The sequence below is a fragment of the Neisseria leonii genome, from assembly GCF_028776105.2.
GTDB lineage: Bacteria > Pseudomonadota > Gammaproteobacteria > Burkholderiales > Neisseriaceae > Neisseria > Neisseria leonii.
In genome coordinates, this window is the sequence record NZ_CP145606.1 from 1,336,796 (window position 1) to 1,362,718 (window position 25,923).

Below are 25,923 nucleotides of genomic sequence, written 5' to 3' on the forward strand. Positions count from 1 at the left end.
CTTCGCAAACCCGCCTTTGACGGTTTTAGCTTCGCAAACCCGCTTCGCGGGTTTTCAGACGGCCTGTGGGTCAGGTGTTGTCGGTCTGCTGCGGGTTTTGCGGCGGTACTTTGCTGATGGTGAAGCCGGTAAAGCCGTAGATCAGGGTCAGCAGCAGGCTGAAATAGCAGAAGAAGGCATACGGTACGTAATCCACCACCGGTACTTGCAGTATGCCCGCCAGGAATACGCCGTACACGCCCCACGGCACCAGCGGGTTGATGACGGTGCCGGCGTCTTCGATGGTACGCGCCAGATTGCGCGGGTGCAGGCCGAGACGCGCATACAGGGGTTTGAAGGCGTTGCCCGAGAGCAGCAGGCTCAAATATTGTTCGCCGATCAGGAAGTTGATGCCGAACGCGGTGGCCGCTGCGGTGGCGGTGGCACGGCCGACGCCGGTAATCAGGTGGCCGATGCCGGAGAGCAGTGCGGGCAGTACGCCCAAGCCGCCCAGCAGGCCGCCCAGACTCAAAGCCAGAACGACGATGGTTTGACTGAAAAACATGCTTTCCATGCCGCCGCGCGATACCAGACGGCCGACCGCGCCCAAATCCAAGCCTTCGGCCGGTTTGTAGCCGCCGAAGAACCAGCCGCCCAGTTGGGCGAGTGAGGGGCTGCTGTGCAGATAGGTTACGGCAATGGCGGCGGTAATGGTGGCGATGATGGTGTACACGGCGTTTACTTTCAGCACGGCCAGCAATACCAGCAGAGCCAAGGGCAGCAGCGCGTAGCCGTGCACCAGACCGCTGTCGGTCAGCTGCTGCTGCATGGCGGCGGCACCGGACAAGTCTCCCTGCCCCGCCTGTCCGCCGAACAGCCACAGGCACAGCGCGGTCAGCAGCCATGCGGGAACGGTGGTGTAGAGCATGTTGCGGATGTGGTCGAACAAATCGATGCCGACCACCGAAGCGGCGATGGTGGTGGTATCCGAGAGCGGCGACATTTTGTCGCCGAACAGCGCACCCGATACCACCGCACCCGCCACAATAGCCGGTTCGGCGTTAAATGCTTCGGCCATGCCCAAAAAGGCCACACCGGCGGTGGCGCAGGTGGTAAAGCCGCTGCCCAGCGAAATACCGATAACGGAACACAGCACAAAGGCCGAAATGTAGAAATAGTTCGGCGAAATCAGCTCGAAGCCGTAATACATCAGCGTGGGAATCGCGCCCGACATCATCAGCGCGGCCACCAAAAGGCCGATATAGAAAAACAGGTAAATCGCGCCGATACCCGACACCACACCGTCGGCCATTTTGACCTGCATGGCGGCAAAATCCAGCCCACGCAGACGGCCGTAGGCAAACAGGCCGCACATCACCAGCACAATCGAAAGGTGCGGCACCCAGCCGAAGCCGATCATGGTAATACCCATCACCGCCACAATCATGGCGGCGATCACAAACGCCTCTTTCGGGCGCATGGCAATTAACGCTCCGTTCATGTTTCTTCCCCTGTCTGAATCTGAATATGTTCAGGCAGCCTGACCCTGCTCTGCGCCGGTTCCGGCTTTGCAGCAATCCGCTCTGTCTGTTTGGGCTGCCGAACCCGTTTCGCCGGTTCCGCTTTGCCGAACCGCCTTGGGCGGTCGGGTGCCGCTGAAACCTGCTGTGTTTATTTCCGCTTTTCACAAACCCGCTTCGCCCGTTTTGGCTCCGCAGAAACCCGCCTTTGGCGGTTTTAGCTCCGCAGAAACCCGCCTTTGACGGTTTTAGCTCCGCAGAAACCCGCCTTTGACGGTTTTAGCTCCGCAGAAACCCGCCTTTGACGGTTTTAGCTCCGCAGAAACCCGCCTTTGACGGTTTTAGCTCCGCAGAAACCCGCCTTTGACGGTTTTAGCTCCGCAGAAACCCGCCTTTGACGGTTTTAGCTCCGCAGAAACCCGCCTTTGACGGTTTTAGCTCCGCAGAAACCCGCTTCGCGGGTTTTCAGACGGCCTGATGTAAACGGCGGTATCAATACTGCGTGTTTACGCGGTTGATGATGGTGCCGAAAATATTGTTGCCGTCCGAATCGCGCATTTCGATTTCCACCACATCGCCGTGATCCATAAACGGCGTTTGCGGTTTGCCGGTTTCGATGGTTTCGTACATGCGCACTTCGGCCAGACAGCAGTAACCCGCGCCGCCGTTTTCCACCGACGAACCGTGCAGGCTGCCCTGTTTGTTGGACACCGTACCCGATCCGACAATCGTACCGGCAGCGGCATCGCGGGTTTTCGCCACATGCGCCAGCAGGCGGCCGAAATCGAACGTCATGTCCTGACCGGCATCGGGACGGCCGAACGGCCTGCCGTTCAGCTTCACCAGAAGCGGCAGGTGGACTTTGGCATCACGCCACGCATCCCCCAGTTCGTCGGGCGTTACCGCCACCGGGCTGAACGCGCTGGCCGGTTTGCTCTGGAAAAAGCCGAAGCCTTTGGCCAGCTCTGCCGGAATCAGGCCGCGCAGCGACACATCGTTCACCAGCATCACCAGCCTGATGGCGGCGGCGGCCTCTCCGGGCGCGGCACCCTGTTTCAAATCACCGCTCACCACCGCCACTTCGGCTTCAAAATCGATGCCCCACTCGGGCTGGGCCAGAATCTCGTCGCGCGGGCCGATAAAGCTGTCGGAGCCGCCCTGATACATCAGCGGGTCGTCGTAAAACGATGCCGGTACTTCGGCATTACGCGCCCTGCGCACCAGTTCGACATGGTTCAGATAGGCCGAGCCGTCCGCCCACTGGTAAGCGCGCGGCAGCGGCGAATGGCACTGTTCGGGATCAAACGCCTCACCTTTGGCGGGATCGGCATTCAGTTCGTCATACAGCGTTTTCAGACGGCCCTGCGCGTTGTCCCAGTCGTCCAACGCGGCTTGCAGCGTGGGAATATCGGGCAGCGCGTAACGGCCCAAATCGCGGCTGACCACCGCCAGGCGGCCGTCGCGCCCGCCCTGTTTCAATGTTGCCAGTTTCATGATTGTTTCCTTGTTGATTTTTCCGGTTCGGGGTTCAGGCTGCCTGAACGCCAGCAAAGTGAACCGCCGCCCGCCATCTGCGGCTTTTACGGCACGGCTGCCGTCAGGCCTTCCTGCCACGGCAGTCAAACGGCGGCAGGCGTTTCCGGCGCTGCCTGAACCCGCCCCGTCTTGTTTGCGCTCCGCAGAAACCCGCTCCGCTCCCATGTAGGCCGGATACTTGTATCCGACAAAGCATTTCATTCGTTTTGGCTGATGCAGAACGCTGCTTGCACGTTTCAGCTCCGCAGAAACCCGCCTTTGGCGGTTTTGGCTCCGCAGAAACTCACTTCGTTCGTTTTAGCTTCGCAGAAATAGTGCTGCGCACTATTTTCAGACAGCCTGAAACGGAACGGCATCGAAGCCCGCCTGACGGCCGTCTGAAACGGTGTTGCGTCCTGTCTGCATGCTTTACACTTCGGGCGGTTCGCTGCCGTCGTGAATCCAACGTGCGTGCTGCGGGGCGCGTTTGGTCTGCGCCCATTCGTTGAGCATCTCCCATTTGACTTTGTCCAACGCGCGGTTCATTTTCGGCGTGGACACTTCGCAGGCCAGCTCGATGCGGTGGCCGTTGGGGTCGAAGAAGTAGATCGAATGGAACAATGTGTGGTCCACCGGCCCCAGTACATCGACACCGCCCGCCACCAGTTTGTCTTTGGTTTTCAGCAGGGTGTCCATATCGTCCACTTTCAGGGCCAGATGCTGCGTCCACAGCGGCGTGTTGGGATCGCGCCCCATTTCGGGTTTGGTCGGCAGTTCGAAAAAGGCCAGAATGTTGCCGCCGCCGGCATTCAGGAAAATGTGCATATAGGGGTCCGGCTCGCCGGTGGACGGTACTTTGTCTTCGGCAATCGCCAGCACAAAATCCATGTCCAGATGTTTTTGATACCATTCCACTGTTTCTTTGGCATCTTTGCAGCGGTAGGCAACGTGATGCACGCCTCGGGTAATCGACATAATGTTGCTCCTCTCGACAGTCGGCGGGCAGCCGGGTCTGCCGCACCGGTTGGCAGCCTGAACGTATGGTTCGGGCAGGCTGCGGTTTTCCGTTTCAGCTCCGCAGAAACCCGCCTTTGGCGGTTTTAGCTCCGCAGAAACTCACTGCGCTTGTTTTAGCTCCGCAGAAACCCGCTTTGCGGGTTTTAGCTGCGCAGAAACTCGCTTCGCTCGTTTTCAGACGGCCTCCTGCGCCCTCCGGCTGACCGGGCAGGCGGCAGGCTGCCGTGCCTGTCATCAGACTTCCAACGAGCCGCGGCGGATCTGGTCGCGTTCCAGCGATTCGAACAGGGCTTTGAAGTTGCCCTCGCCGAAGCCTTCGCGGTAATCGCCTTTGCGCTGGATAAACTCGAAAAATACGGGACCCAGCAGGGTTTCGGAAAAGATTTGCAGCAGCAGGCGCGGGTGGCCGCCTTCGGTGGTGCCGTCCAGCAGAATGCCGCGCGACTGCAATTCGGCCACCGGCTCGCCGTGTCCGGGCAGCCGTCCGTCCAGCATTTCGTAATAAGCAGCTGGCGGGGCAGTCATCAGCGGAATGCCGGCCGCACGCAGTTTGTCGATGGTGTCCAACAGGTTGTCGCTCAACAGCGCGATGTGCTGGATGCCCTCGCCGCCGAACTGCATCAGGTATTCTTCAATCTGGCCGCCGCCCTGTTTGGCTTCTTCGTTGAGCGGAATGCGGATGAGGCCGTCCGGCGCGGTCATGGCGCGGCTGGTCAGGCCGGTGTATTCGCCTTTGATGTCGAAATAGCGGATTTCCTGGAAATTGAACAGTTTTTCGTAGAATTTCGCCCAGTAGTCCATGCGGCCGCGATAGACGTTGTGGGTCAGGTGGTCGACGATTTTCAGGCCGTGTCCGAACGGCTCGCGGTCCACACCGGGCAGAAACTCGAAGTCGATGTCGTAAATCGATTTGCCTGCTTCAAAACGGTCGATTAAATACAAAGGTGCGCCGCCGATACCTTTAATCGCGGGCAGGCGCAGCTCCATCACCGAAGTCGGAATCTCCACCGGCTGCGCACCCAGTTCCAGCGCGCGCTTGTAGGCCGCCTGCGCGTCGCGTACGCGGAACGCCATGCCGCAGGCGGAAGGGCCGTGTTCGGCGGCAAAATAGGCCGCCTGACTCTTCGGCTCGCGGTTCACGATAAAATTGATCCCGCCCTGACGGTAAAGCAGCACGTCTTTCGAACGGTGCCGCGCCACCAGCGTAAAGCCCATTTTTTCAAACAGCGGTTCCAGCACATCGGGTTCGGGCGAGGCAAACTCGACAAATTCAAAACCGCACAAACCCATCGGATTGTCAAATAAATCAGCCATCTTGAATCTCCTTCACATCGTAATCGCGGCAGCAGCCGCGTGTTGTCCGTCTGTCTGTACCGACGGCTTGCACATCATCATAAAATACCGAATAATTATTGTACAATCAGTTTTTTCAGCAATATTTATCAGTTTATCTTTTTAATAAACGCCGAAAAACCGACCGGCAACCTATCGTTCAGCGCGGCGGGCAGGAAATCGAAATGCCCCTTTCCCCTCAATCTGCCTGCTGCATACGGAAAAGCGGTACATCGGTATCGGGCGTCCGTTCAAACAGTTTGATCATGACCATGGTTGTGCGTTCATGATTTTTGACGGGTTCGACATTACAGGCCGCCCCGGCTGATTTTCCTCATCAGGACTTATCGGACCGGTATGATTCAGACGGCCTGAAACAGACGGAAATATGAAAGCAAAACAGATTGGATTGACCGACCGTCAACCCGGTACCGCTGTTGATGCCCCAATGCGGCCGAAAGTCCGAAAGCGGTTGCGGAATATGTTACAGTAGGGGCTGACAACCGTGCGTCCGCCCTTGGCCGGAAAAGGTTGTTTTGCAGCAGAAAACAGAAAAACCTACATCATCAGCCGCCCGGTTCCCGCTTAATTTTCAAACAGATGCAACCCAACCGAAACGCAATATGGCGCATCAGCCGCCCCGGTGCCGCCTGCCGGTATGAAAACAAAAACGCGGCTGATTTTGCTGTTTTTATAGAGGAGAGGTATCCCGTATCATGATTACCAGTTTGCGCCAATTACGCGCGTTCATCACCATTGCCGAGCACGGCAGTTTCAGCGCGGCGGCACAAGCGTTACACCTGACCCAGTCTGCGTTGAGCGGCCTGATGAAAGAATTGGAAACCCACCTGGAAGTGCGCCTGTTCGACCGTACCACCCGCCGTATCGACTTGTCCGATGCGGGCATCAGGCTGCTGCCCTACGCCAAACGGGTGCTGAACGAAGCCTCCGCTTTGCAGAAAGAAGTCGAACTGCTGAAAAACGGCGGCAGCGGGCGGGTGAAACTGGCCGTATCGCAGCAGTTGGCCGCTTCGGCCATGCCGCGCATTCTCGGCGCATTCCGCCGCAGGCAGCCCGATATCGACGTACAGATGCTGGACTGTTCGGTGGAACAGGTTATCGCGCAAGTGCATAATGCCGAAGTCGATTTCGGCATCGGCCCCGAACGCAAAACACCCGAGGGCATCGAGGCGGTTGAGCTGTTTACCCTGCCGTTTTACGCGGTACTGCCGCCCTCGCACCCGCTGGCGGCCCAGGAAACCGTCGATTGGGCCGAACTGCGGCACGAACCGCTGATTCTGCTCAACGGCTCGTTCAGCGACCACCTCGCCGCCGCCCTGCCAACCAAACTGGCTCCGCTGCTCAACCGGCGGCGGTATTCGGTAAACTTTCTGTCCACCGCGCTGGGGCTGGTGAAAAACGGTGCCGGGCTGACCTTCTGCCTGCCGTTTGCCGCCGACTGGGTACACAGCCACGGCCTGATGATGCGGCCGCTGTGCAACCCCGAAATCGAACGCCGTTTTTTGATTTACCGCCGCCAGAACCGCAGCCTGTCGGCCGCCGCCGAAAACGTACTCCGCTTTCTGACCGAACCCGGCATCTGGCAGCCCCGCCCCGAAACCGAAACGGCCGACGGCGCCCAAGCCGTCTGAAAAAATGCGCCCGCCCAACCGGCACTGCCCTCCGGTTCGGACTGTACCGCCAACCCGTGTTCAGGCTGTCTTTGGGGCGGACAGCCGTTTCAGACGGCATAAGCATCCTGCAAACGGGTACGGTGGGTTTCTGCGAAACCCGAACCCGCGCCGTGCGTTTCAGAGAAGCCGCAATGTCCAAAGCGGGCGTGCGGCAAAACCAACACGGCAGGTTCCTGCGGGACAAAAACAGCCGCCGCAGCCACAGGCTGTCTGAAAAATGCGTTCCGCCCAACCGGCACCGTCTGCCGGTCCGGACTGTACCGCCAACCCGTGTTCAGGCTGTCTTTGGGGCGGACAGCCGTTTCAGACGGCATAAGCATCCTGCAAACGGGTACGGTGGGTTTCTGCGAAACCCGAACCCGCGCCGTGCGTTTCAGAGAAGCCTCAATGTCCAAAGCGGGCGTGCGGCAGCAAAACTGGCACGGCAGGTTCCTGCGGGACAAAAACAGCCGCCGCAACCATACAGGCCGTCTGAAAACCCGCGAAGCGGGTTTCTGCGAAGCTAAAACGAACAAAGTGAGTTTCTGCGAAGCTAAAACGAACAAAGTGAGTTTCTGCGGAGCTAAAACGAACAAAGTGAGTTTCTGCGGAGCTAAAACGGGCGCAGCGGGTTTCTGTAAAGCGGAAACGGACAAAGTGAGTGGCTGTGAAACGAAAACAGCGAAAACAGACGCAGCCACTCAGCAAAACCAAACCCGCGCTGTGCATTGCTACGCAACAGAAACCGCCCGAGACGGGTGTGCGGAATCCAAACGGATGCAGTATGCCGCCCGGCACCGCCGGTGCAGACTGCACACATACCGACAAGCCGAAACCGCCGCATCAGGCAGAACCGATTTCCCAACCAACCGTCCGGCAAAACGCATACCGCCGGCAAACAAAGGAGTCTGAAAATGAACCGAACCGTTGTCGTTGTGGCCGCCAAGCGCACCCCTGTGGGCAGTTTTCTCGGCAGCCTGTCCTCCCTGTCCGCCCCGCAGCTGGGTGCGGCGGCCATACGCGCCCTGCTGGACGAAACCGGCCTGCCCGCAGAGCAAATCGACGAAGTGATGATGGGCAACGTGCTGACCACCGGCGTGGGACAGAATCCCGCCCGTCAGGCCGCCATGGCTGCGGGCATTCCCGAACACGTCCCCGCCGTTACCGTCAATGCCGTCTGCGGTTCGGGGCTTTACGCCATCCGTCAGGCCGTGCAGAGCATTGCCTGCGGCGACAACGATATTGTGATTGCAGGCGGGCAGGAGTCCATGTCGCAGGCACCGCATTTTGTTTCATTGCGCCAGGGACGGAAAATGGGCGATGCGCCGCTGGCCGACAGCATGGTGGCCGACGGGCTGACCGATGTCTATCACGGCTACCACATGGGCATCACCGCCGAAAATGTGGCGGAAAAAATCGGCATCGGCCGCGCCGAGCAGGACGCATTCGCCCTGCAATCGCAGCAACGTGCCGCCGCCGCCCGCGCCGAAGGCCGTTTCCGCGACGAAATCGTACCGGTCGAAATCCCGCAGCGCAAAGGCGGCATGCTGACCGTATCCGAAGACGAATACATCAAGGCCGACGCATCGGCAGAAGCGATGGCCAAACTGCGTCCCGCCTTCAAGGCCGACGGCACGGTTACCGCCGCCAATGCTTCCGGCCTGAATGACGGTGCGGCCGCCGTGCTGCTGATGAGTGCGGATAAAGCCGCCGAACTGGGTCTGCGCCCGCTGGCCGTCGTCAAAGCCACTGCCGCTGCCGGCATCGCCCCCGAAATTATGGGACTCGGCCCTGTTCCCGCCATGCGCAGGGCATTGGCGCAAAGCGGCTGGCAGGTCGGAGATCTGGACTTGGTCGAAGCCAACGAAGCCTTTGCCGCCCAAGCCTTGGGCGTGTGCCGCGAACTGGGGCTGGATCCGGCCAAAACCAATGTGAACGGCGGCGCCATCGCCATCGGCCACCCCATCGGCGCATCAGGCTGCCGCATTGTGGTTACCCTGCTGCACGAAATGCAGCGGCGCGGCGTGCAGAAAGGTGCGGCCACCCTGTGCATCGGCGGCGGCATGGGCGTAGCCGCAACATTTGAGCGCGAGTAACACCGCCTGACCGGCAACGGCTGCCTGAAACATCGGCGGCCCAAAAGCCAAGGCCGTCTGAAAATACCGCATCGGGCTTTTCAGACGGCCTCAAAGTGAACCGGACCGGCAAAACCGGCGGACGGTTCACAAAAAACGCCCGCCCATCGGGCAGGCTGGAAACGGCTGGCCCCGCCGACAGGAATCGAACCTGTATTTTACGCTTAGGAGGCATACGTTCTATCCGTTGAACTACGGCGGGAAACTTGATAACTTTACGACACACGCGCCAGAGACTGTTGCGCCAGCGCGCGCATGGCTTGGGTGGCTTCATTATCGGGCAGTTTGTCGAGACAGACCAGCGCCTGCTGCACGGCGCTTTCTGCCTGACGCACACAATAACCCAGCGCGTCGGATTCGGCCACATGGCGGTAGATGGTTTCAAAACGGTTGCGGTCGGCGTTTTGCAGCGCATCACGCACATCGGCGGCGGCGGTTTCGCTGCCTTGGCGCATCAGATAAATCAGAGGCAGCGTGGGCTTACCTTCGGCCAGATCGTCGCCGACATTTTTGCCGATTTCTTCGGGCTTGCCGCCGTAGTCCAACACATCATCGATAATCTGAAACGCAGTGCCGACATACATACCGTAATCTTTCAATGCCTGCTCCTGTTCGGGCGCGGCACCGGCCAGCACCGCGCCCACTTGGGCGGCAGCTTCAAACAGCTTGGCTGTTTTGTATTGGATCACCTGCACATATTCGCTTTCGCTGATGTCGGTATTGCCGATGTTCATCAGCTGCATCACTTCGCCCTCGGCGATGATGTTGGTGGCATCGGCCATCACTTCCAAAATCTTCATGCTGCCCGAACCGACCATCAGCTGGAATGCGCGCGTGTAAAGAAAATCGCCCACCAGCACGGCGGCGGCATTGCCGAACAGGCTGTTGGCGGTTTTGCGTCCGCGCCGCAGTTCACTCTCATCCACCACATCGTCATGCAGCAGGGTGGACGTATGGATAAACTCCACCATCGCCGCCAGCGAATAGAGCTTGTCGCCCTCATAACCCAACGCCCTGCCTGCCAGAATGGTCATAATCGGGCGCAGGCGTTTGCCGCCCGCGCTGATGATGTAACTGCCGATCTGCGAAATCAATGCCACTTCGGAAGTAACGGCACGGTCGATGACTTCATTGACACGGCGCAAGTCGTTTTCCAGATGCCGCCGGAAATAAGGCAGGTTTTCAAGCATGACGTTTTCCCAAGCAAACACGGCCTTTCCGGCCAAGACGGCGGATTATAACATTCCCCGCCGCAACCTGCTTGACAAAGCGCGGCAAGGCACGCCGGCTGTGCTAAAATGGCGCAGTTAAAGCAAAGAAATATATTATGGAACAGCAGAATGAAGAATGGGTCAGCAAGACCCGGATGAAAAAGCGCATGAACGAATTGCAGGATTTGGGCATGGAGTTGACCCGCCTGTCGAATGAAACGCTGAAAAAAATCGGCCTGCCGGAAGCTCTGTACGAAGCGGTGCGCGAATACAAAAAAATCACGTCCAACGGTGCCACCAAACGCCAAACCCAATATATCGGCCGTCTGATGCGCGAAACCGACCCCGCGCCGATACGCGATTATCTGGCCAAACTCAAAGGCGAACACACCGCGCACAATGCCTTTTTGCAGCGTGTGGAAGCACAGCGCGAACGGCTGATTGCCGACGACGGCGCACTGACCGCTTTTGTGGCCGACCACCCGCACGCCGATACGGGCGCGCTGCGCACCCTGATCCGCAACGCGCGCAAAGAAAAAGAACAAAACAAGCCGCCGAAAAACTTCCGCGCACTCTATCAGGAAATCAAAGCCGTGATGGACACGCAGAATACGTTTTCAGACGGCCTTGACGACACCGGCGGAGAAGTCTGATGTTCCCCTATGCCGACGATCCCGCCTACAATGCCTTTATTCTCAACATTCTGGCACAGGAAACCGTTTACAGCCTGAGTCTGCACGGCGAAACGGCCGAATGCCCCTCGGAAGTGTACGACGACGAACAGGGCGAGCCGCTGCCGGTATTCTGCGTGTGGCAGAGTGCCGCCAAAGCGCGCGCCTGCCGCAGTGCGGAATGGGCGGATTTCCAAGTGGAAGCGGTAACACTCAACGACTTCCTGCACGACTGGCTGATCGGTTTCGACCAGAACGAAGTCTTGGTCGGCGTGGATTTCGATGCCGACCTTTTCGGCATGGAAATCGAGCCGGTGGAACTGTTGGGCGATATTCTCGATGCGGCCGCGCAAAACCGGCAAACCCATTTAATCGACCAATACGACGACCTGATGGCCTACCGCTTGGAATGGGAACGCCTGATGGCCGGCCAGAAACACCTCAACTGAATCCGGCGGCACAAGCCGCCGTTTAATCTATGCGCCCTATCGTTTCCCGCCGCCTGACGGCCGCCGCAGCCGCACTCTCGCTGTGCGCCGCCGCCCTGTTCGGCCTGACCCTGCACCCGACTGAACCGTTTGCCTTTGAAAATCCGCTGCTGCTGTGGCTGCACGCCCACACCGTACCCGCGATGACCTGTCTGTCGCTGGCTTTGCACTTTTTCGGCAAACCGCTCTATGCCACCCTGTTTATCCTGTGTCTCTCATCTTGGCTGTGGTATCGCGGCCGTGTGCGGCACGCCCTGCTTCTGGCCCTGGGTACCGGCCTGTCCGCCGCCCTGATGCACTATGCCAAACTGTTTTTTCTGCGCAGCCGTCCCGAATTGTGGCCGCGTCTGGCGGAAGAAACCAGCGCGTCATTTCCCAGCGGCCATGCCACGTATGCCGCCGCGCTGGCCGCCGCCCTCTTCATCAACCACCGCCACTCGCCGCACCGCAGCCTGTGGCTGGCGGGCGGCATACTGTTTGCTCTGGCGATGGGTCTGTCCCGGCTGATTCTGGGCGTACACTACCCTACCGATATTGCGGCGGGCTGGATAACCGGCACGGCGTGCGTTGTTCTGCTCCATACCCTGCTGCCGGAACGGCAAACCGCTGCTTTAAGCAGGCAGCCGTAACCGCCGCCTGCCATACAAAAGGCCGTCTGAAAACCACGCAACCGCGTTTTCAGACGGCCTTATCTATTACAGGTTTTTGCTACACGGCTAATCCGCCGCGCCCTCATTCAGGCTTTTCAGCAGTTTCTCCGCCTTATCGGGATCTTCGTTGCGCATCACCCGCGCCACGCTGCGCTCCAATTCGTCCAGATGGCTGTGAATCACCCGGTCTTTGACTGCCAGCAGGTTGTTGGTATTCATGGAAAAACGGCGCAGGCCGATGCCCAGCAGCAAACGGGTAAACAGCGCATCGCCCGCCATTTCGCCACACACCGATACCGACTTGTTCATGCGGTTGGCCGTGCGGATAATGTGGCTGATCAGACGCAATACGGCCGGATGGGCGGGCTGGTACAGATAGCTGACGGAATCGTCGCCGCGATCGACCGATAACGTATATTGAATCAAATCGTTGGTGCCGATGGAAACGAAATCGATGTATTTGAGCAGCGTGGAAACGGTCAGCGCGGCAGAAGGCACTTCAATCATGCAGCCGACTTTGATGCCGCCGAACGGCTCGCCGCGCTCTTCGAGCTGGCGGCGCGCGGTTTCCAGATGCAGCAGCGACTGCCTGACCTCGGCCACCGACGCAATCATCGGCCACATCATGTTCACCGGCCCCAGGGCCGCCGCGCGCAGAATGGCGCGCATTTGGGTGCGGAACATCACGGGTTCGGCCAGACACAGGCGGATACCCGTCATGCCCAAAGCCGGATTGAGACTGCCGTTGGGCGTGCCGCTGTGGCCGAACCAGCGCGGATTTTTATCCACGCCCAAATCCACCGTGCGTATGGTCAGCGGTTTGCCTTTGAGTTTTTTGACAATGTCGCTGTATACGGCAAACTGCTCTGCTTCGTCGGGCAGCGTGTCGCGGTTGAGATAGAGAAACTCGCTGCGGAACAGGCCTACGCCGTCTGCACCGTAATTGTGCAGTGCTTTGATGTCTTCGGCCGATTCGATATTGGCCAACAGCTCGATTTGCGTACCGTCGGCAGTGGTGGCGGCAGTTTTTTTCAGCTTATTGAGTGCGCGCTTCTTGCTGCGGTATTCGCGCTGACGGCGGCGGTATTCGGCCATCACCAAATCATCGGGGTTGATAATCAGCACGCCGTTGATGCCGTCCACAATCACCCATTCGTGTTCGCGGATCAGACGGCGTGCGTGATGCAGGCCGATGACGGACGGAATGTCCAGACTGCGCCCCAAAATCGCCGTGTGGCTGGTGGGGCCGCCCGCATCGGTGACAAAAGCCACCACCCGCTGCTCTTTCAGATGCACCGTATCGGCCGGCGACAAATCGTGCGCAATCAGAATGGTGTCTTCCAAAAGATTCACGTCCAAATTCAGATCGCTGCCCGAACCGGTTAAATGGTTGTGAATCCGCTCCACCACTTGCAGCATATCCTGTTTGCGCTGGCGCAGGTATTCGTCTCCGATGGCGTCAAACTGGCTGCTGAGATGGTCGGTTTGGATTTTGAGCGCCCATTCGGCATTGATATTCTGCGCTTTGATAATATCGATCGGGTCGCGCGAGAGGGTTACATCGGTCAGCAGCATCAAATGCAGCGAGATAAACGCGCCCAGTTCGGTGGGCGCGTTTTCGGGAATCGAACTGCGCAGCCGCTCCAACTGGCGGCGCGCGGCTTTGACCGCAGCCTCAAACCGGCCGGTTTCGGCCGGGATTTCGTCTTCGGCCAGATGGTGCTGCGGCACTTCGTCCATACCGCGCACCAACAGATGCGCGCGGCCGATGGCAATGCCTTTGCCCGCCGCCACACCGTGCAGCATAAAACTCATCTCATTCCCCTTCGCCGAAATAATCGTTGATTAAATCCACGAGTGCCTGCATGGCTGCGGCTTCGTCGGGGCCGTCTGTTTCCAGCCCGATGAGGCTGCCTTTGGCCGCCGCCAGCATCATCAGCCCCATAATGCTTTTGCCGTTTACCCGCCGCTCCCCGCGCGTTACCCACACTTCGCTCTGAAAACCCGAAGCCGTCTGCGTGAATTTGCTGGACGCACGGGCGTGCAGGCCGAGTTTGTTGATGATTTCGATTTCCTGTTTCAGCATGGCGCGTATCCTTATTCGGGCGGGTGGGTAATTTCCAAAATGCCGTCTATGGCGGCCTGTTTGACTTGGGCGGCAAACAGCAGCAGATCGTCGGTCTGCGTGTGGTACTGCACGGCTTTTACCATCATCGGCGCATTCAGCCCGGTCAGCATGGCCACTTTGCCCGGCACCACCAGTTTGCGCGCGGCATTGCACGGTGTGGCACCGAAAATATCGGCCAGCACCAGCACGCCGTCCGGGCAGTCCAATTCCCGTATGCTTTCTTGAATACGGCCGATGACATCGTCGTGGTCTTCATCGGGCGATATGCCGAGCAGGGCGGTTTTCGCCATACCCATACCGGAAAAAAAATGATTCGCCAGCTTGCGGTAGGCTTCGCCCACGGTTTCGTGGGTAACAATTATCAGGCCGATCATGATGCTATGCTGTTTTTGGCAACGCGGGCATTATAAGCTCTGTCAGGCCGTCTGAAAACACGCCCTCTCCCGACAGGTGCAGCCATGCCGTATTCAGACGGCCTATTCCGGCGCGGCAGCAAAAAACCGCCTGCTTGGGCAACAGGCGGTCTGAAAAACGGAACCAATCAGTTTTTATCTTGATCGACCAGTTTGTTTTTGGCAATCCACGGCATCATGCTGCGCAGTTGCGCGCCGACTTTTTCGATTTGGTGGTCGGCATTCAGACGGCGGCGGGCGGTCATGCTGGCGTAGTTGGTCGCACCTTCCTGAATGAACATTTTGGCGTATTCGCCCGACTGGATGCGGTACAGTGCTTTTTTCATCGCTTCTTTGGTGGCCGGGGTAATCACTTCTGGGCCGGTAACATATTCGCCGTATTCCGCATTGTTGGAAATCGAGTAGTTCATGTTGGCGATGCCGCCTTCGTACATCAAATCCACAATCAGTTTCAGCTCGTGCAGGCATTCGAAATAAGCCATTTCGGGCGCGTAACCGGCTTCCACCAGGGTTTCAAAACCGGCTTTCACCAGTTCGACCGCACCGCCGCACAATACGGCCTGCTCGCCGAAGAGGTCGGTTTCGGTTTCTTCGCGGAAGTTGGTTTCAATCACGCCGCCTTTGGTACCGCCGTTGGCCGCCGCATAAGAGAGGGCGATGTCGCGCGCTTTGCCGCTGTTGTCTTGATAAACGGCAATCAGCGAAGGCACGCCGCCGCCTTTCAGAAATTCGCTGCGTACGGTGTGGCCGGGGCCTTTGGGCGCAACCATGATCACATCGACGTTTTTCGGCGGCACGATTTGGTTGTAATGCACGTTGAAACCGTGGGCAAAAGCCAGAGCCGCACCGTCTTTGAGGTTGTCGCGGATTTCGCTGTTGTACACGGCGGGCGCAGATTCGTCAGGGAGCAGAATCATCACCACATCGGCGGCTTTGGCCGCTTCGGCAACGGTTTTCACATCGTGGCCGGCTTTCACGGCTTTGTCCCAAGACGCACCTTGGCGCAAACCGATGACCACGTTGACGCCGGAGTCTTTCAGGTTGGCCGCGTGGGCGTGGCCTTGCGATCCGTAGCCGATGATGGCGACGGTTTTGCCTTTGATGAGGGAGAGATCGGCATCTTTATCGTAATAAACTTGCATCATAGTTCCTTTTAACTGTGTTTCCGGTCATGAAAATAAAATGAAAAAAATCCGGGTTCCGTTTTCAGACGGCCTGCTGCTGCACGAAGGCCGTCTGAAAACAGCGTTGCGCGCTAAATGCGCAGAATCCGCTCGCCGCGACCGATGCCCGCCGCACCGGTACGCACGGTTTCGAGAATCAGCCCTTTACCGACGGTTTCCAAGAAAGAGTCCAGTTTGTCGGACGTGCCGGTGATTTCGACAGTGTAGGATTTGTCGGTAACGTCCACCACGCGGCCGCGGTAGATTTCGGCCAGCCGCAGTATTTCGTCGCGGTCTTTGCCCACCGCGCGCACTTTGACCAGCATCAGCTCGCGTTCGACAAAGCGGCTTTCGTTCAAGTCCACCACTTTTACCACTTCAATCAGCTTGTTCAGCTGCTTGGTAATCTGCTCGATGACGCTGTCGTCGCCGCTGGTTACAATCGTCATGCGCGAGAGGGTTTTGTCTTCCGTCGGTGCCACCGACAAAGAGTCGATGTTGTAGTCGCGTGCCGAAAACAGCCCCACCACACGGCTCATCGCGCCCGATTCATTTTCCATCAGGATAGATAAAATGTGTCGCATTATGGCACGCTCCTTGTATCATAGTCGCGGTCGTTCACGTCGTTCACATCGCTGTCGGCCTTGCTCTCGCGCATATGCAGCGGCAGCACCATTTCGTCCAAACCTTTGCCGTTGCCCACCATCGGGAAAACGTTCTGTTTTTTATCGGTAATAAAATCCAGGAACACAAAACGGTCTTTCATCGCCAGGGCTTCGCGCAGCGCGCCTTCGACATCCGATGCTTTTTCAATCCGCATACCGACATGGCCGTAGGCTTCGGCCAGCTTGACGAAATCGGGCAGCGAGTCGAAATAGGTTTCCGATTCGCGGTCGCTGTAATACAGCTCCTGCCATTGGCGCACCATGCCCAAATAACCGTTGTTCAGGCAAATCACCTTAATCGGCAGTTTGTATTGGAAGCAGGTACTCAATTCCTGAATATTCATCTGAATCGAGCCTTCGCCGGTGATGCAGCAGACATCTTTGTCCGGCGCGGCCAGATACGCGCCCATGGCATACGGCAAGCCCACGCCCATCGTGCCGAGGCCGCCTGAATTGAGCCACTGGCGCGGCCGCTCGAACGGATAATACTGCGCGGCAAACATTTGGTGCTGTCCCACATCGGACGTGATGATGGCATCGTTGTTGGTCACTTCGGCCAACGTTTTCACCACCATCTGCGGCAGGATAATGCCGCCCTCGGTATCGGGCAGACGCAGGCAGTCGCGGCTGCGCCATGCCTCGATGGTGTGCCACCATTTGTCCAGCGGCGCTTCGGCAAAGGCCAGATTCTGTTTGCGCCACAAAGCGGCCATATCGCGCAACACGTTTTTCACGTCGCCGACAATCGGAATATCCGCCTTGACACGTTTGGAAATGCTGGACGGATCAATATCGATATGGATGATTTTTTTCGATTTTTCGGCAAATTTGGCCGGAACGGAAACCACACGGTCGTCAAACCTCGCCCCCACGGCCAACACCACATCGGCATTCTGCATCGCCAGATTGGCTTCGTACGTGCCGTGCATACCCAGCATACCCAGAAACTGTCTGTTGCTCGACGGATACGCACCCAAACCCATCAAAGTGCCGGTACACGGCGCGCCGGTCAGTTTCACAAAATCGGTCAGCTCTTGTGCAGCATTGCCCAGCACCACGCCGCCGCCGAAATACACCAGCGGCCGCTTGGCTGCCGCCAGCATCTGTACCGCTTTTTTCATCTGGCCTGCATGGCCGTTGACGACCGGCTGGTACGAACGGATAAAAATATCTTCCTGCGGATAGCTGAATTTGGCCATCGCCTGGGTAACGTCTTTGGCGACGTCTACCACCACCGGCCCCGGACGGCCGCTTTTGGCAATTTGAAAAGCCTTTTTAATGGTATCGGTCAGCTCGTGGATATTCGTTACCAGAAAATTGTGTTTCACACAGGGGCGCGACACCCCGACCATATCGATTTCCTGAAACGCGTCCGAACCGATGGCGGGCGTACCCACCTGGCCGGAAATTACCACAATCGGTACGGAATCGGTATAGGCCGTGGCAATGCCGGTAATGGCATTGGTCGCCCCCGGCCCGGATGTTACCAGTGCCACGCCCACTTTGCCGCTGGTACGCGCATAAGCATCGGCCGCATGAACCGCCGCCTGCTCGTGGCGCACCAAAATATGTTTGAATTTGTTTAACTGGAAAAGTGCATCGTAGATTTCGAGCACCGCACCGCCGGGATAACCGAAAACGTATTCCACGCCCTCGGCTTTCAGACTCTGCACAATAATCTGTGCACCTGATAATTGCATGATGGCCTCTTAATTTCCGCACGGGAACCAATAATAAACACAGGCTTTGCCGCAGCAACTTTAATGCTTGTAGTCCCGAACAGCGGTTTAGGGTACGCGAACGGGGAGAACAGACAACCAACCGTATGCTTCAGAATTGATTCCGATGCTATTAGAGTTAAAAAGTAAAGAATCGCAAAGATAGCGCAATCCCACTCCGCTGGCAAGCAAATTTTCCTCTTGCCGCACCCAAAGAAAAGCCGCCGCCGGACGGCCGGAAGCGGCATATCTTTTTTACTCTGCATCGAGTGGCGCACCCGACTGGGATCGAACCAGCGACCTTCAGCTTCGGAAACTGACGCTCTTCCAACTGAGCTACGGGTACATCGCCTGACAAAGTGTGCATTATCCCACAATCGGCCGCCGCTGCAAAATTTTTGTATCCCGTCCCGCGCCACTGCCGGCAGAAAAACAGACTTTATTTGAGTTAAACCAAACTTTAAAGATTGGAAAGCGCCGGCGGATTCAGTATAATCCAGCAAAATATTGTTAATACCCTTTACGAAATGCCGTCTGAAAACAGGCCGGAATCCCAAAACGGCCGACCGGCAGCATTTCGCGGAACCTTTCGAACCCTACCCACCCCGGCGAGGCGCAACCCAATGAACCACTACTCCGACAACAAAAACGTCCGCGGCTCTGCAGCCACCACCATTATCGGCGGCATCGCGATTCTGCTGGCCGTTTTGTTCTTCCTGGTCAAACTGGCCACTTCCGGCTATTACAGCGACGTTGCCGATACGACTCCGACCGCTACCGAAACCCGCATCATGCCGCAGGGCTCGGTTATCATGGGCGACGGCACACCGGTCGGCCAGCGTACCGGCGAACAGATTTTCAAAAAAACCTGTATCCAGTGCCATGCAGCCGACAGTCAGGTTCCCAACGCACCGAAGCTGACCGACAGCGGCGACTGGGCACCGCGCATCGCCAAAGGCTTTGAAACCCTGTTCAACAATGCGCTCAACGGCTTCAATGCCATGCCTGCCAAAGGCGGTGCCGCCGACCTGACCGATGACGAACTTAAGCGCGCCATCGCCTATATGACCAACCAGTCGGGCGGCAATTTTGACGCCCCCGCCGTCGGTGCGGAAGACTCTGCCTCCGCAGCCAGCGGTACGGCTTCCGACGCCGCACCCGCCGCTTCGGCTACGGCATCCGTTGACGGCAAAAAAGTGTTCGACGGGCTGTGCATGGCCTGCCATGCCGCCAACTCCGCCATTCCCGGCTCGCCCAAAATCACCAATACCGCCGACTGGGCCGACCGCATCGGTCAAGGCCGTGCCACTTTGGTCAAACATGCCATTGAAGGCTTTACCGGCAAAAACGGTATGATGCCGGCCAAGGGCGGCAACCCCAACTTGAGCGATGCCGAAGTCGAAGCGGCCGTGGTTTATATGGTCAATCAGTCCGGCGGCAAAATTTAAACCCCGCAGCATCGGGCGCACCTCAGAACGGTGCGCTTTTTTCATGCCTGCACTTTTTGTACAATAACCGTTTTATTCGGATTCGGCAGCCATGGACGCCACCCAATACTACATCGGCATCATGTCGGGTACCAGCATGGACGGTGCCGATGCCGTCCTGATCCGCATGAACGGCATGCACTGGCATTCGGCCGGTGCCCATGCCTTTTCCCCCTATCCCGCCGAGCTGAAGCAGGCACTGCTCGACCTGCAAAACTGCGGCAACGACGAATTGCACCGCAGCCGCCTTCTGGCGCAACAGCTCAGCCGTCTATACGCCGAAACCACCGCCAAACTCCTGCAAAAAAGCGGCTTGATGCCGTCTGAAATCACCGCTATCGGCTGCCACGGCCAAACCGTACGCCACGCTCCCGAACACGGTTACAGCATCCAGCTCGCCGACTGGGCATTACTGGCCGAATTAAGCGGCATACCCACAATCGGCGACTTCCGCAGCAGCGATCTGGCCGCAGGCGGCCAAGGCGCCCCCTTGGTTCCCGCCTTCCATCAGGCACTGTTTGCCGCCCCCGGCGAAACCCGCGTGCTGCTCAATATCGGCGGCATCGCCAACATCAGTGTCCTGCCTGCCGACCGACCCGCCTTCGGTTTCGATACCGGTCCCGGCAATATGCTGCTGGACGCTTGGATGCAGCGTACATTCAACCGTCCCTACGATGCGGACGGTCAAACTGCCGCCAGCGGCCGCACCCTCCCGACCCTGCTCGCACGCCTGCTCGATCATGAATATTTCCACCGCCCTCCACCCAAAAGCACCGGCCGCGAACTGTTCTCCCCCGCCTATCTCGATGCCCTGCTCGACGGCAGCGAACAACCCCACGACGTTTTGCGTACCCTTGCCGCATTCAGTGCCCAAACAATTGCTGCCGAAATCCGCCGACACGCCCCCGATGCACGGCAGATTTACCTTTGCGGCGGCGGTATCCGCAACCGCACGCTGACCGGCGAACTGCAAACCCTGCTGCCCCAAGCCACGCTGCACAGTACAGCCGAACTGAATCTGGATCCGCAATGGGTCGAAGCAGCCGCGTTCGGCTGGCTGGCCGCATGCCGCACCCACCGCCTGCCCGGCAATCCGCATCACGCCACCGGCGCACGCGGCCCGCGCATTCTGGGCTGTATGTACCTGCCCTGACACCGGCAAAAAAAATCGCCCCTGAAACAGGGGCGCAAAAGGAACACAAACCACTACCAAAACTTTTAACAATCGGCAAAACGTCTGACCCGCTCCGCCGCCGGGTAAAGCGCACGCTGCAAATGCTCGGGCGAAAGCGCACAATCCCATTGATCCTGAATACTCAGCCGCCCTTGCTGGGGACACAGCTCCCACAGGCAACCGATGGCATCTTCTCCGCACCGGCGGCTGAGTGCGGCACAGGCACCGGCGTATTTACAGTCTTTGCAGGCCACGCGGCGCGCTTCACCAACCCAACTCAATCTGACTGACCGCTGCTCGTCCTCAATCAGTACAATCGCAGCCTGTTCCCGGACAGAACCGCAATCATTCGGCAGAGAAAAATAATAACAACCGTCGACATGGACATACGGGCTGCCGACCACTTCGGCACCGCTCCGGCCCTCCAACACCAACCAAGAATTTGCCGTTTGCTGGTGGAGGCGCAGAATATCGACTGCAAAGCGCTGAAACAGGGATTCAGACATTTCTCACTCCTACCGCAAACTGCCCGCAGGCCGTTGAACTGGTTGGCATCTTAGCAAAGCGTTCAAATAAAATCAAATAAAAATTATTATCATTTCAAATATAAAATACAAGATTCTGTTTTTTAATTGAATTTAGTTTTCAAAATTGCGGCGGGAATGGAATTTTCAGACGGCCGGAACGGTTCCACACCGCTTCAGGCCGTCTGAAAATACGGCTGCATTCCGCCAAGCAGCCAAGCCGGCACCATCCGCCCGCACCCTCTCCGCCGTACCGTATCCCGCCATACCGCCCGAAACTGCCGCCCCGCTTTTGACTTTTGCAGTCAAACCCTCTATTCTGGCAGCTTTTCCGCCCATACCGCCTGCCATGACGCACACACCCGCCGTCCGCCGCGCCGTTTATGCCGGCAGTTTCGACCCGCCCACCAACGGCCATTTGTGGATGATCCGTCAGGCACAATGCCTGTTTGACGAACTCATCGTCGCCATCGGTGTCAATCCCGATAAAAAAAGTACTTATTCCGTGGACGAGCGGCGCAGTATGCTGGAAGACATTACCCGCGAATTTCCCAATGTGCGGGTCAGCTCGTTTGAAAACCGCTTCCTGGTCAATTACGCCCACAGCATCAACGCAGGCTTCATCATACGCGGTATACGTTCCGGCTTCGATTACGAATACGAGCGCACCATCCGCTACATCAATTCCGATTTGCAGCCCGACATTGCCACCGTCTTCCTGATGCCGCCGCGCGAATTTGCCGAAGTGTCGTCCACTATGGTGAAAGGACTGGTCGGCCCGCAAGGCTGGCGCGACATTATCCGCCGTTACCTGCCCGACGCGGTCTACCGGAAAATCCTGCGCGACCACGAAAACAGCAACTGAATACCGCCCAACGCAACAGGCCGTCTGAAACGGGATTTCCCGGTTTTCAGACGGCCTTGAAACCGCTCCTCCCGCCCCAACCGATTACGGCATGATTCCCCTTCCGCTCCCCCCGTTCTCTTTCCGCAACCCTTTCAGCCGCTCATACCGTCTGCCAATAATGTGCCGCCAATGGCTGCGCCGACTTTAATGGCTATTGATAACTCGGCTGACATGATTTTTTATTTCGTGCGGCATAGTAATTTATGCGTTATTGACTGCCGTGGCGGTTTTGTCGGGTACTTTTTCTGTGTGTCGGGTGGCATACCGCAGCCATAAAACGCCGACGCGTCCGTAAAATCATTCATGAAATGCGCTAACCTTTCAGATACTTTTGCCTAATCTGCCGATTGGCTTCATCCAGCCAGCCGTCAAACTCGTCTAACGGCAAGTCGTAAATCTCTTGCATGCTCCACCCGAACCACCATGCCATATCCGCACAAGCCGGCAACAAATCTTTATTCAGTTGTTGAGAAGTTTTGTGATCCGCCTGTTTCGTCTTCGCTTATTGCCGTCCAACCCATCGGCATCAGCACCATGCCCTGCCGTTCCGCCGTTCAGACGGCCTCCGACACTTCCGTTTCCGTGCAAATGGCCGCCGACGGCACTTTGTCCAGCCGCCAATGCGCCACCGTCCATGCCAGCAGCGCGCGGCAGTCGGCTCCGTGCGGCGCGGGCGGAATGTTCAGGTATGCCATCACGCGGCGCAGCAGTTCGGTTTTACAGGCCGTATCCAGCGCGGGGGCAAGAGTCTGTTTCGACCACTTCTGGCCGAAGCGGTTTACCAGCAGCGGCAGATGGGCGTAAGACGGCGTCGGCAGCCGCAGGCAGGATTGCAGATAAATCTGACGCGGCGCGGACACCAGCAAATCCTGCCCGCGCACCACATGGTTCACGCCCTGCTCGGCATCGTCCACCACCACGGCCAATTGATAAGCCCAAAATCCGTCGGCGCGCAGCAGGACAAAATCGCCGATGTCGTCGGCCAGATTCTGACGGTAATGTCCTACCACCGCATCATCGAATCCGACGGCCTGCGCACCGACCTTCAACCGCCATGCGGGCGTTTTCGCAGATGACGGGGCGCGTTCCGCCGCATCGCGGCAGCGGCCGTTGTAAACAAAACCGTCCGCCCCCGCCCGTGCCGCCGCCTGCCAGTCTTTGCGGCTGCAATAGCAGGGATACACATCACGCTGCCGCTGCAACTGTGCCAAAGCGGCACGGTAGGCCTCGTGGCGGCGGCTCTGATACATCACGCTGCCGTCCCACTCGAAACCGAACGCTTCCAACGTGCGCAGAATATCGTCCGCCGCCCCGCGCATTTCACGAGGCGGGTCCAAATCCTCCATACGCACCAGCCAACGCCCGCCCGCCGCCCGCGCATCGGCATAAGAAGCCAGCGCCGTCAGCAGCGAACCGATATGCAGCTGCCCTGTGGGGCTGGGGGCAAAACGTCCGACATACATATTTTCCACTCCCGTGCGCCGTGTGTCGGCCGCACCATAGGCAAAAACGGCATTTTAACCGATTTCAGACGGCCTATCCGCCGCCCGAATACGCGCTTTGCGCTATAATGGCCGTCTGAAAAACAGTCTTTCCCGCCGCCATGCCCGTCGATTTTTCCCGCCCCCTGCTCGCCATCGATACCGGCACGCCTTTTCTCTCGCTGGCATTGTCCGCACACGGGCAGACCCTGCTGTTTCACGAAGCCGCTGCCAACCGCCAGTCCGAACAGATTCTGCCGCAAATCGGCCGCCTGCTGGCCGAAGCGGACTGCCGCACCGCCGACCTTGGCGCCATCGTGTACGCACAGGGGCCGGGCGCGTTTACCGGCCTGCGCATCGGTGCGGGCGTAGCACAGGGCTTGGCCGCACCGCACGGCCTGCCGCTGATCGGCATTCCCGGCCTCGATGCCGTGGCATACCAAATCCGCGCACCACTGGTTCTGGCCGCCACCGATGCGCGCATGGGCGAAGTGTTTTACGCATGGTTCGATACCGAAAACGGCCGCCGGTTAAGCCCCTACCGGGTCGGCCCGGCCGATACCGTCGAACCGCCGCAGGCAGGCAGCGTCTGCGGCATCGGCAACGCCTTTGCCCTGCCCGAACCACCGCCGTTTGCGGGTCGCGCCGATATGCCCACCGCCGCCGATTATCTGAACATGGCGCGCAGCGGTGCGTATCCCGTTCAGACGGCCGCACAGGCCGATTTGCTGTATGTGCGCGACAAAATCGCCCTCACCGCCGCCGAACAGGCTGCCGCCAAACAGGCCGCATCATGCTGATCCGTGCCGCCCTGCCCGCCGACTGCGCCGCGCTGGCCGCGCTGGACGCACAATGCAACCCTTCGCCGTGGCGCGAAACCCAGTTTTCTGCCGCGTTGGGCAACACACACAGCCAAACCATTTTGGCCGAATCAGACGGCCTGCTGCTCGGTTTCGCCGTCTGGCAGACCGTCTGCGGCGAATCGGAACTGCACCTGATTGCCGTGAGCCCGGAACACCGCCGCCAAGGCATTGCCGCCGGATTGATGGCAAACTGGCTGACACAAACCGCCGGCGCAGCAAAACACTTTCTCGAAGTCCGCCACAGCAACGAAGCAGCCATCGCCCTGTACCGCCGTTTCGGTTTTGACGAATGCGGCCGCCGCAAAAACTACTACCCCCTGCCCGACGGCACGCGCGAAGACGCCATTCTCATGGAGCAAATATGTTAAGCAGCCGCTACCTGCATTTACACGAAGCACTCGGCTTGGGACCGATGTGGCTGCGGCGCGGCGCCAAACTGCGTCCGCCCGAAACTGCGCAGACACAGGCCGAAACCGCCGACACGCTGCCTGACGGCGGCAGCCCGTCCGCCCCTGCCGCCCGCGAAACACTCTTGGCCGCAGTCAGACAAGCCGCCAAAACAGCGACACCGTCAGCCGAACCAAACCGCGAAACCGCAGCACCAGCCTCGGCGGCCGATACCGCCGATAAAGCCGTCCATCTCGAAGCCTTACGCGGCCGTATCCAACCGGCCAAACTGATGTTGGCCACCGTCTGCCCCACGCCCGAAGACTTGATGGCAGGCAGCCTGTTCAGCGGTACAGACGGCATTCTGCTCGACAATATGCTGGCCGCCATCGGCCTCACCCGCGCGCAGACCCACTGCACCGCCTGGCTGGCAAACACCGCCTTCGCGCCGCAGCCGTCGGCAGACGATATGCTGGCGGCGGCGGGCAGAATCCAAGCCGAATTGACCCTGTCGGAAGCCAAAGCCCTGATTGTGCTGGGGCAGATATTCGAGCAGCCCGAGCATCAGGCTGCCGCCCGCCAAGCCTGTGCCGGCATACCGCTGTTCCACCTGCCCCACCCCGCCCGCCTGCTGCGCCAGCCGCATTTGAAAGCGCAGGCATGGCAGACCTTGAAACAAATCCGCCGCCTGCTGCAAAATTAACGGCCGTACCGGCCGCCCCTTCCCAGCAGCATTCGAATCGGCAGCTGGTTCAGTCGGCGGGCAACCTGCCAGCAACCACCCGAGTTACGTTACCGAAAGGCCGTCTGAACACCTGCTTT

The 25,923-nt window shown here is 58.7% G+C and carries 26 protein-coding genes and 2 tRNA genes; 11 read left to right on the top strand and 17 right to left on the bottom strand.

Features of this window, described 5'->3' with window-relative positions; all coding sequences use genetic code 11:
- Nucleotides 1-70 precede the first annotated feature (70 nt).
- The 4 genes from ORY85_RS06410 to hppD all read right to left on the bottom strand — a co-directional run bounded on the left by ORY85_RS06410 (nt 71) and on the right by hppD (nt 5,345).
- On the bottom strand, nt 71-1,480 hold the full coding sequence (locus tag ORY85_RS06410) for a Na+/H+ antiporter NhaC family protein (protein ID WP_274572314.1): 1,410 nt from the start codon (nt 1,478-1,480) through the stop codon (nt 71-73).
- Nucleotides 1,481-1,991: 511 nt separating this feature from the next.
- Entirely contained in the window at nt 1,992-2,993 is a 1,002-nt protein-coding gene (locus tag ORY85_RS06415) for a fumarylacetoacetate hydrolase family protein (RefSeq protein ID WP_274572692.1), read from the bottom strand.
- 450 nt (nt 2,994-3,443) lie between these two features.
- Nucleotides 3,444-3,989 carry a VOC family protein gene (locus ORY85_RS06420; protein ID WP_274572691.1) on the bottom strand — a complete coding sequence of 182 codons (546 nt, stop codon included), beginning with the start codon at nt 3,987-3,989 and terminating at the stop codon, nt 3,444-3,446.
- Between the two features lie 276 nt (nt 3,990-4,265).
- Entirely contained in the window at nt 4,266-5,345 is a 1,080-nt protein-coding gene (gene hppD, locus ORY85_RS06425; protein ID WP_274572690.1) for a 4-hydroxyphenylpyruvate dioxygenase, read from the bottom strand.
- Between the two features lie 734 nt (nt 5,346-6,079).
- On the opposite strand from hppD, the gene ORY85_RS06430 reads away from it, so the two are divergent.
- Nucleotides 6,080-7,015: a LysR family transcriptional regulator gene (locus ORY85_RS06430; protein WP_274572689.1), complete on the top strand. Its 936-nt coding sequence runs from the start codon at nt 6,080-6,082 to the stop codon at nt 7,013-7,015.
- Nucleotides 7,016-7,104: 89 nt separating this feature from the next.
- Here the strand turns inward: ORY85_RS06430 and ORY85_RS06435 are convergent, their stop codons facing one another.
- A complete protein-coding gene (locus ORY85_RS06435; RefSeq protein ID WP_274572688.1) occupies nt 7,105-7,371 on the bottom strand; it encodes a hypothetical protein in 267 nt (88 codons plus the stop codon).
- 579 nt (nt 7,372-7,950) lie between these two features.
- Here ORY85_RS06435 and ORY85_RS06440 point away from each other — a divergent pair.
- Nucleotides 7,951-9,132, top strand: coding sequence for an acetyl-CoA C-acetyltransferase (locus ORY85_RS06440; protein ID WP_274572687.1), 1,182 nt, complete (start codon nt 7,951-7,953; stop codon nt 9,130-9,132).
- A gap of 166 nt (nt 9,133-9,298) precedes the next feature.
- On the opposite strand, the gene ORY85_RS06445 is transcribed toward ORY85_RS06440, so the two are convergent.
- Together ORY85_RS06445 and ORY85_RS06450 are read right to left on the bottom strand one after the other, a co-directional pair.
- A tRNA-Arg gene (locus tag ORY85_RS06445) sits at nt 9,299-9,373 on the bottom strand.
- 13 nt (nt 9,374-9,386) lie between these two features.
- Nucleotides 9,387-10,361, bottom strand: coding sequence for a polyprenyl synthetase family protein (locus ORY85_RS06450; RefSeq protein WP_274572697.1), 975 nt, complete (start codon nt 10,359-10,361; stop codon nt 9,387-9,389).
- Between the two features lie 137 nt (nt 10,362-10,498).
- Between ORY85_RS06450 and yjgA the strand changes: the two genes are divergently transcribed.
- The 3 genes from yjgA to ORY85_RS06465 are packed head-to-tail and all read left to right on the top strand — an operon-like array spanning nt 10,499 to nt 12,170.
- Complete coding sequence (yjgA, locus tag ORY85_RS06455) at nt 10,499-11,035, top strand: ribosome biogenesis factor YjgA (RefSeq protein ID WP_274572686.1); 537 nt, start codon at nt 10,499-10,501, stop codon at nt 11,033-11,035.
- Nucleotides 11,035-11,502, top strand: a complete 468-nt coding sequence (locus ORY85_RS06460) for a DUF2750 domain-containing protein (protein ID WP_274572685.1) — start codon at nt 11,035-11,037, stop codon at nt 11,500-11,502. The genes yjgA and ORY85_RS06460 overlap by 1 nt, the downstream gene beginning before the upstream one ends.
- 29 nt (nt 11,503-11,531) lie before the next feature.
- On the top strand, nt 11,532-12,170 hold the full coding sequence (locus ORY85_RS06465) for a phosphatase PAP2 family protein (RefSeq protein WP_274572684.1): 639 nt from the start codon (nt 11,532-11,534) through the stop codon (nt 12,168-12,170).
- 87 nt (nt 12,171-12,257) lie between these two features.
- On the opposite strand, the gene ptsP is transcribed toward ORY85_RS06465, so the two are convergent.
- From ptsP to ORY85_RS06500, 7 genes are all read right to left on the bottom strand, one after another.
- Nucleotides 12,258-14,006, bottom strand: coding sequence for a phosphoenolpyruvate--protein phosphotransferase (gene ptsP / locus ORY85_RS06470; protein WP_274572683.1), 1,749 nt, complete (start codon nt 14,004-14,006; stop codon nt 12,258-12,260).
- Nucleotide 14,007: 1 nt separating this feature from the next.
- Nucleotides 14,008-14,277 (bottom strand): HPr family phosphocarrier protein, encoded by a 270-nt coding sequence (locus tag ORY85_RS06475; protein WP_274572682.1) that lies wholly within the window; start codon nt 14,275-14,277, stop codon nt 14,008-14,010.
- 11 nt (nt 14,278-14,288) lie between these two features.
- Nucleotides 14,289-14,693: a PTS sugar transporter subunit IIA gene (locus tag ORY85_RS06480; protein WP_274572681.1), complete on the bottom strand. Its 405-nt coding sequence runs from the start codon at nt 14,691-14,693 to the stop codon at nt 14,289-14,291.
- A 167-nt stretch (nt 14,694-14,860) separates the two neighbouring features.
- A complete protein-coding gene (ilvC, locus tag ORY85_RS06485) occupies nt 14,861-15,874 on the bottom strand; it encodes a ketol-acid reductoisomerase (RefSeq protein ID WP_274572696.1) in 1,014 nt (337 codons plus the stop codon).
- 113 nt (nt 15,875-15,987) lie between these two features.
- Nucleotides 15,988-16,479, bottom strand: a complete 492-nt coding sequence (gene ilvN / locus ORY85_RS06490) for an acetolactate synthase small subunit (RefSeq protein ID WP_274572680.1) — start codon at nt 16,477-16,479, stop codon at nt 15,988-15,990.
- The gene (gene ilvB, locus ORY85_RS06495; RefSeq protein ID WP_274572679.1) at nt 16,479-18,260 is read right to left on the bottom strand and encodes a biosynthetic-type acetolactate synthase large subunit; all 1,782 of its coding nucleotides are present in this window, start codon (nt 18,258-18,260) and stop codon (nt 16,479-16,481) included. Before ilvB ends, ilvN begins: the two co-directional genes overlap by 1 nt.
- Nucleotides 18,261-18,548: 288 nt before the next feature.
- A tRNA-Arg gene (locus ORY85_RS06500) sits at nt 18,549-18,624 on the bottom strand.
- Between the two features lie 277 nt (nt 18,625-18,901).
- On the opposite strand from ORY85_RS06500, the gene ORY85_RS06505 reads away from it, so the two are divergent.
- Together ORY85_RS06505 and ORY85_RS06510 are read left to right on the top strand one after the other, a co-directional pair.
- Complete coding sequence (locus ORY85_RS06505) at nt 18,902-19,726, top strand: cytochrome c5 family protein (RefSeq protein WP_274572678.1); 825 nt, start codon at nt 18,902-18,904, stop codon at nt 19,724-19,726.
- A gap of 91 nt (nt 19,727-19,817) precedes the next feature.
- A complete protein-coding gene (locus ORY85_RS06510; protein WP_274572677.1) occupies nt 19,818-20,918 on the top strand; it encodes an anhydro-N-acetylmuramic acid kinase in 1,101 nt (366 codons plus the stop codon).
- 65 nt (nt 20,919-20,983) lie between these two features.
- Here the strand turns inward: ORY85_RS06510 and ORY85_RS06515 are convergent, their stop codons facing one another.
- Entirely contained in the window at nt 20,984-21,445 is a 462-nt protein-coding gene (locus ORY85_RS06515; protein WP_274572676.1) for a hypothetical protein, read from the bottom strand.
- 367 nt (nt 21,446-21,812) lie between these two features.
- Here ORY85_RS06515 and coaD point away from each other — a divergent pair, with 367 nt between their 5' ends.
- Entirely contained in the window at nt 21,813-22,328 is a 516-nt protein-coding gene (coaD, locus tag ORY85_RS06520) for a pantetheine-phosphate adenylyltransferase (protein ID WP_274572695.1), read from the top strand.
- A 355-nt stretch (nt 22,329-22,683) separates the two neighbouring features.
- Here the strand turns inward: coaD and ORY85_RS06525 are convergent, their stop codons facing one another.
- On the bottom strand, nt 22,684-22,800 hold the full coding sequence (locus ORY85_RS06525; RefSeq protein ID WP_274572675.1) for a GpE family phage tail protein: 117 nt from the start codon (nt 22,798-22,800) through the stop codon (nt 22,684-22,686).
- 124 nt (nt 22,801-22,924) lie between these two features.
- Nucleotides 22,925-23,833, bottom strand: coding sequence for a tRNA glutamyl-Q(34) synthetase GluQRS (gene gluQRS, locus ORY85_RS06530; protein WP_274572694.1), 909 nt, complete (start codon nt 23,831-23,833; stop codon nt 22,925-22,927).
- 140 nt (nt 23,834-23,973) lie between these two features.
- Here gluQRS and tsaB point away from each other — a divergent pair, with 140 nt between their 5' ends.
- The 3 genes from tsaB to ORY85_RS06545 are packed head-to-tail and all read left to right on the top strand — an operon-like array spanning nt 23,974 to nt 25,804.
- Nucleotides 23,974-24,651, top strand: coding sequence for a tRNA (adenosine(37)-N6)-threonylcarbamoyltransferase complex dimerization subunit type 1 TsaB (gene tsaB / locus ORY85_RS06535; protein ID WP_274572674.1), 678 nt, complete (start codon nt 23,974-23,976; stop codon nt 24,649-24,651).
- The gene (gene rimI / locus ORY85_RS06540) at nt 24,645-25,082 is read left to right on the top strand and encodes a ribosomal protein S18-alanine N-acetyltransferase (protein WP_274572673.1); all 438 of its coding nucleotides are present in this window, start codon (nt 24,645-24,647) and stop codon (nt 25,080-25,082) included. The genes tsaB and rimI overlap by 7 nt, the downstream gene beginning before the upstream one ends.
- Nucleotides 25,076-25,804, top strand: a complete 729-nt coding sequence (locus tag ORY85_RS06545; protein WP_274572672.1) for a uracil-DNA glycosylase family protein — start codon at nt 25,076-25,078, stop codon at nt 25,802-25,804. The genes rimI and ORY85_RS06545 overlap by 7 nt, the downstream gene beginning before the upstream one ends.
- Nucleotides 25,805-25,923: the final 119 nt, after the last annotated feature.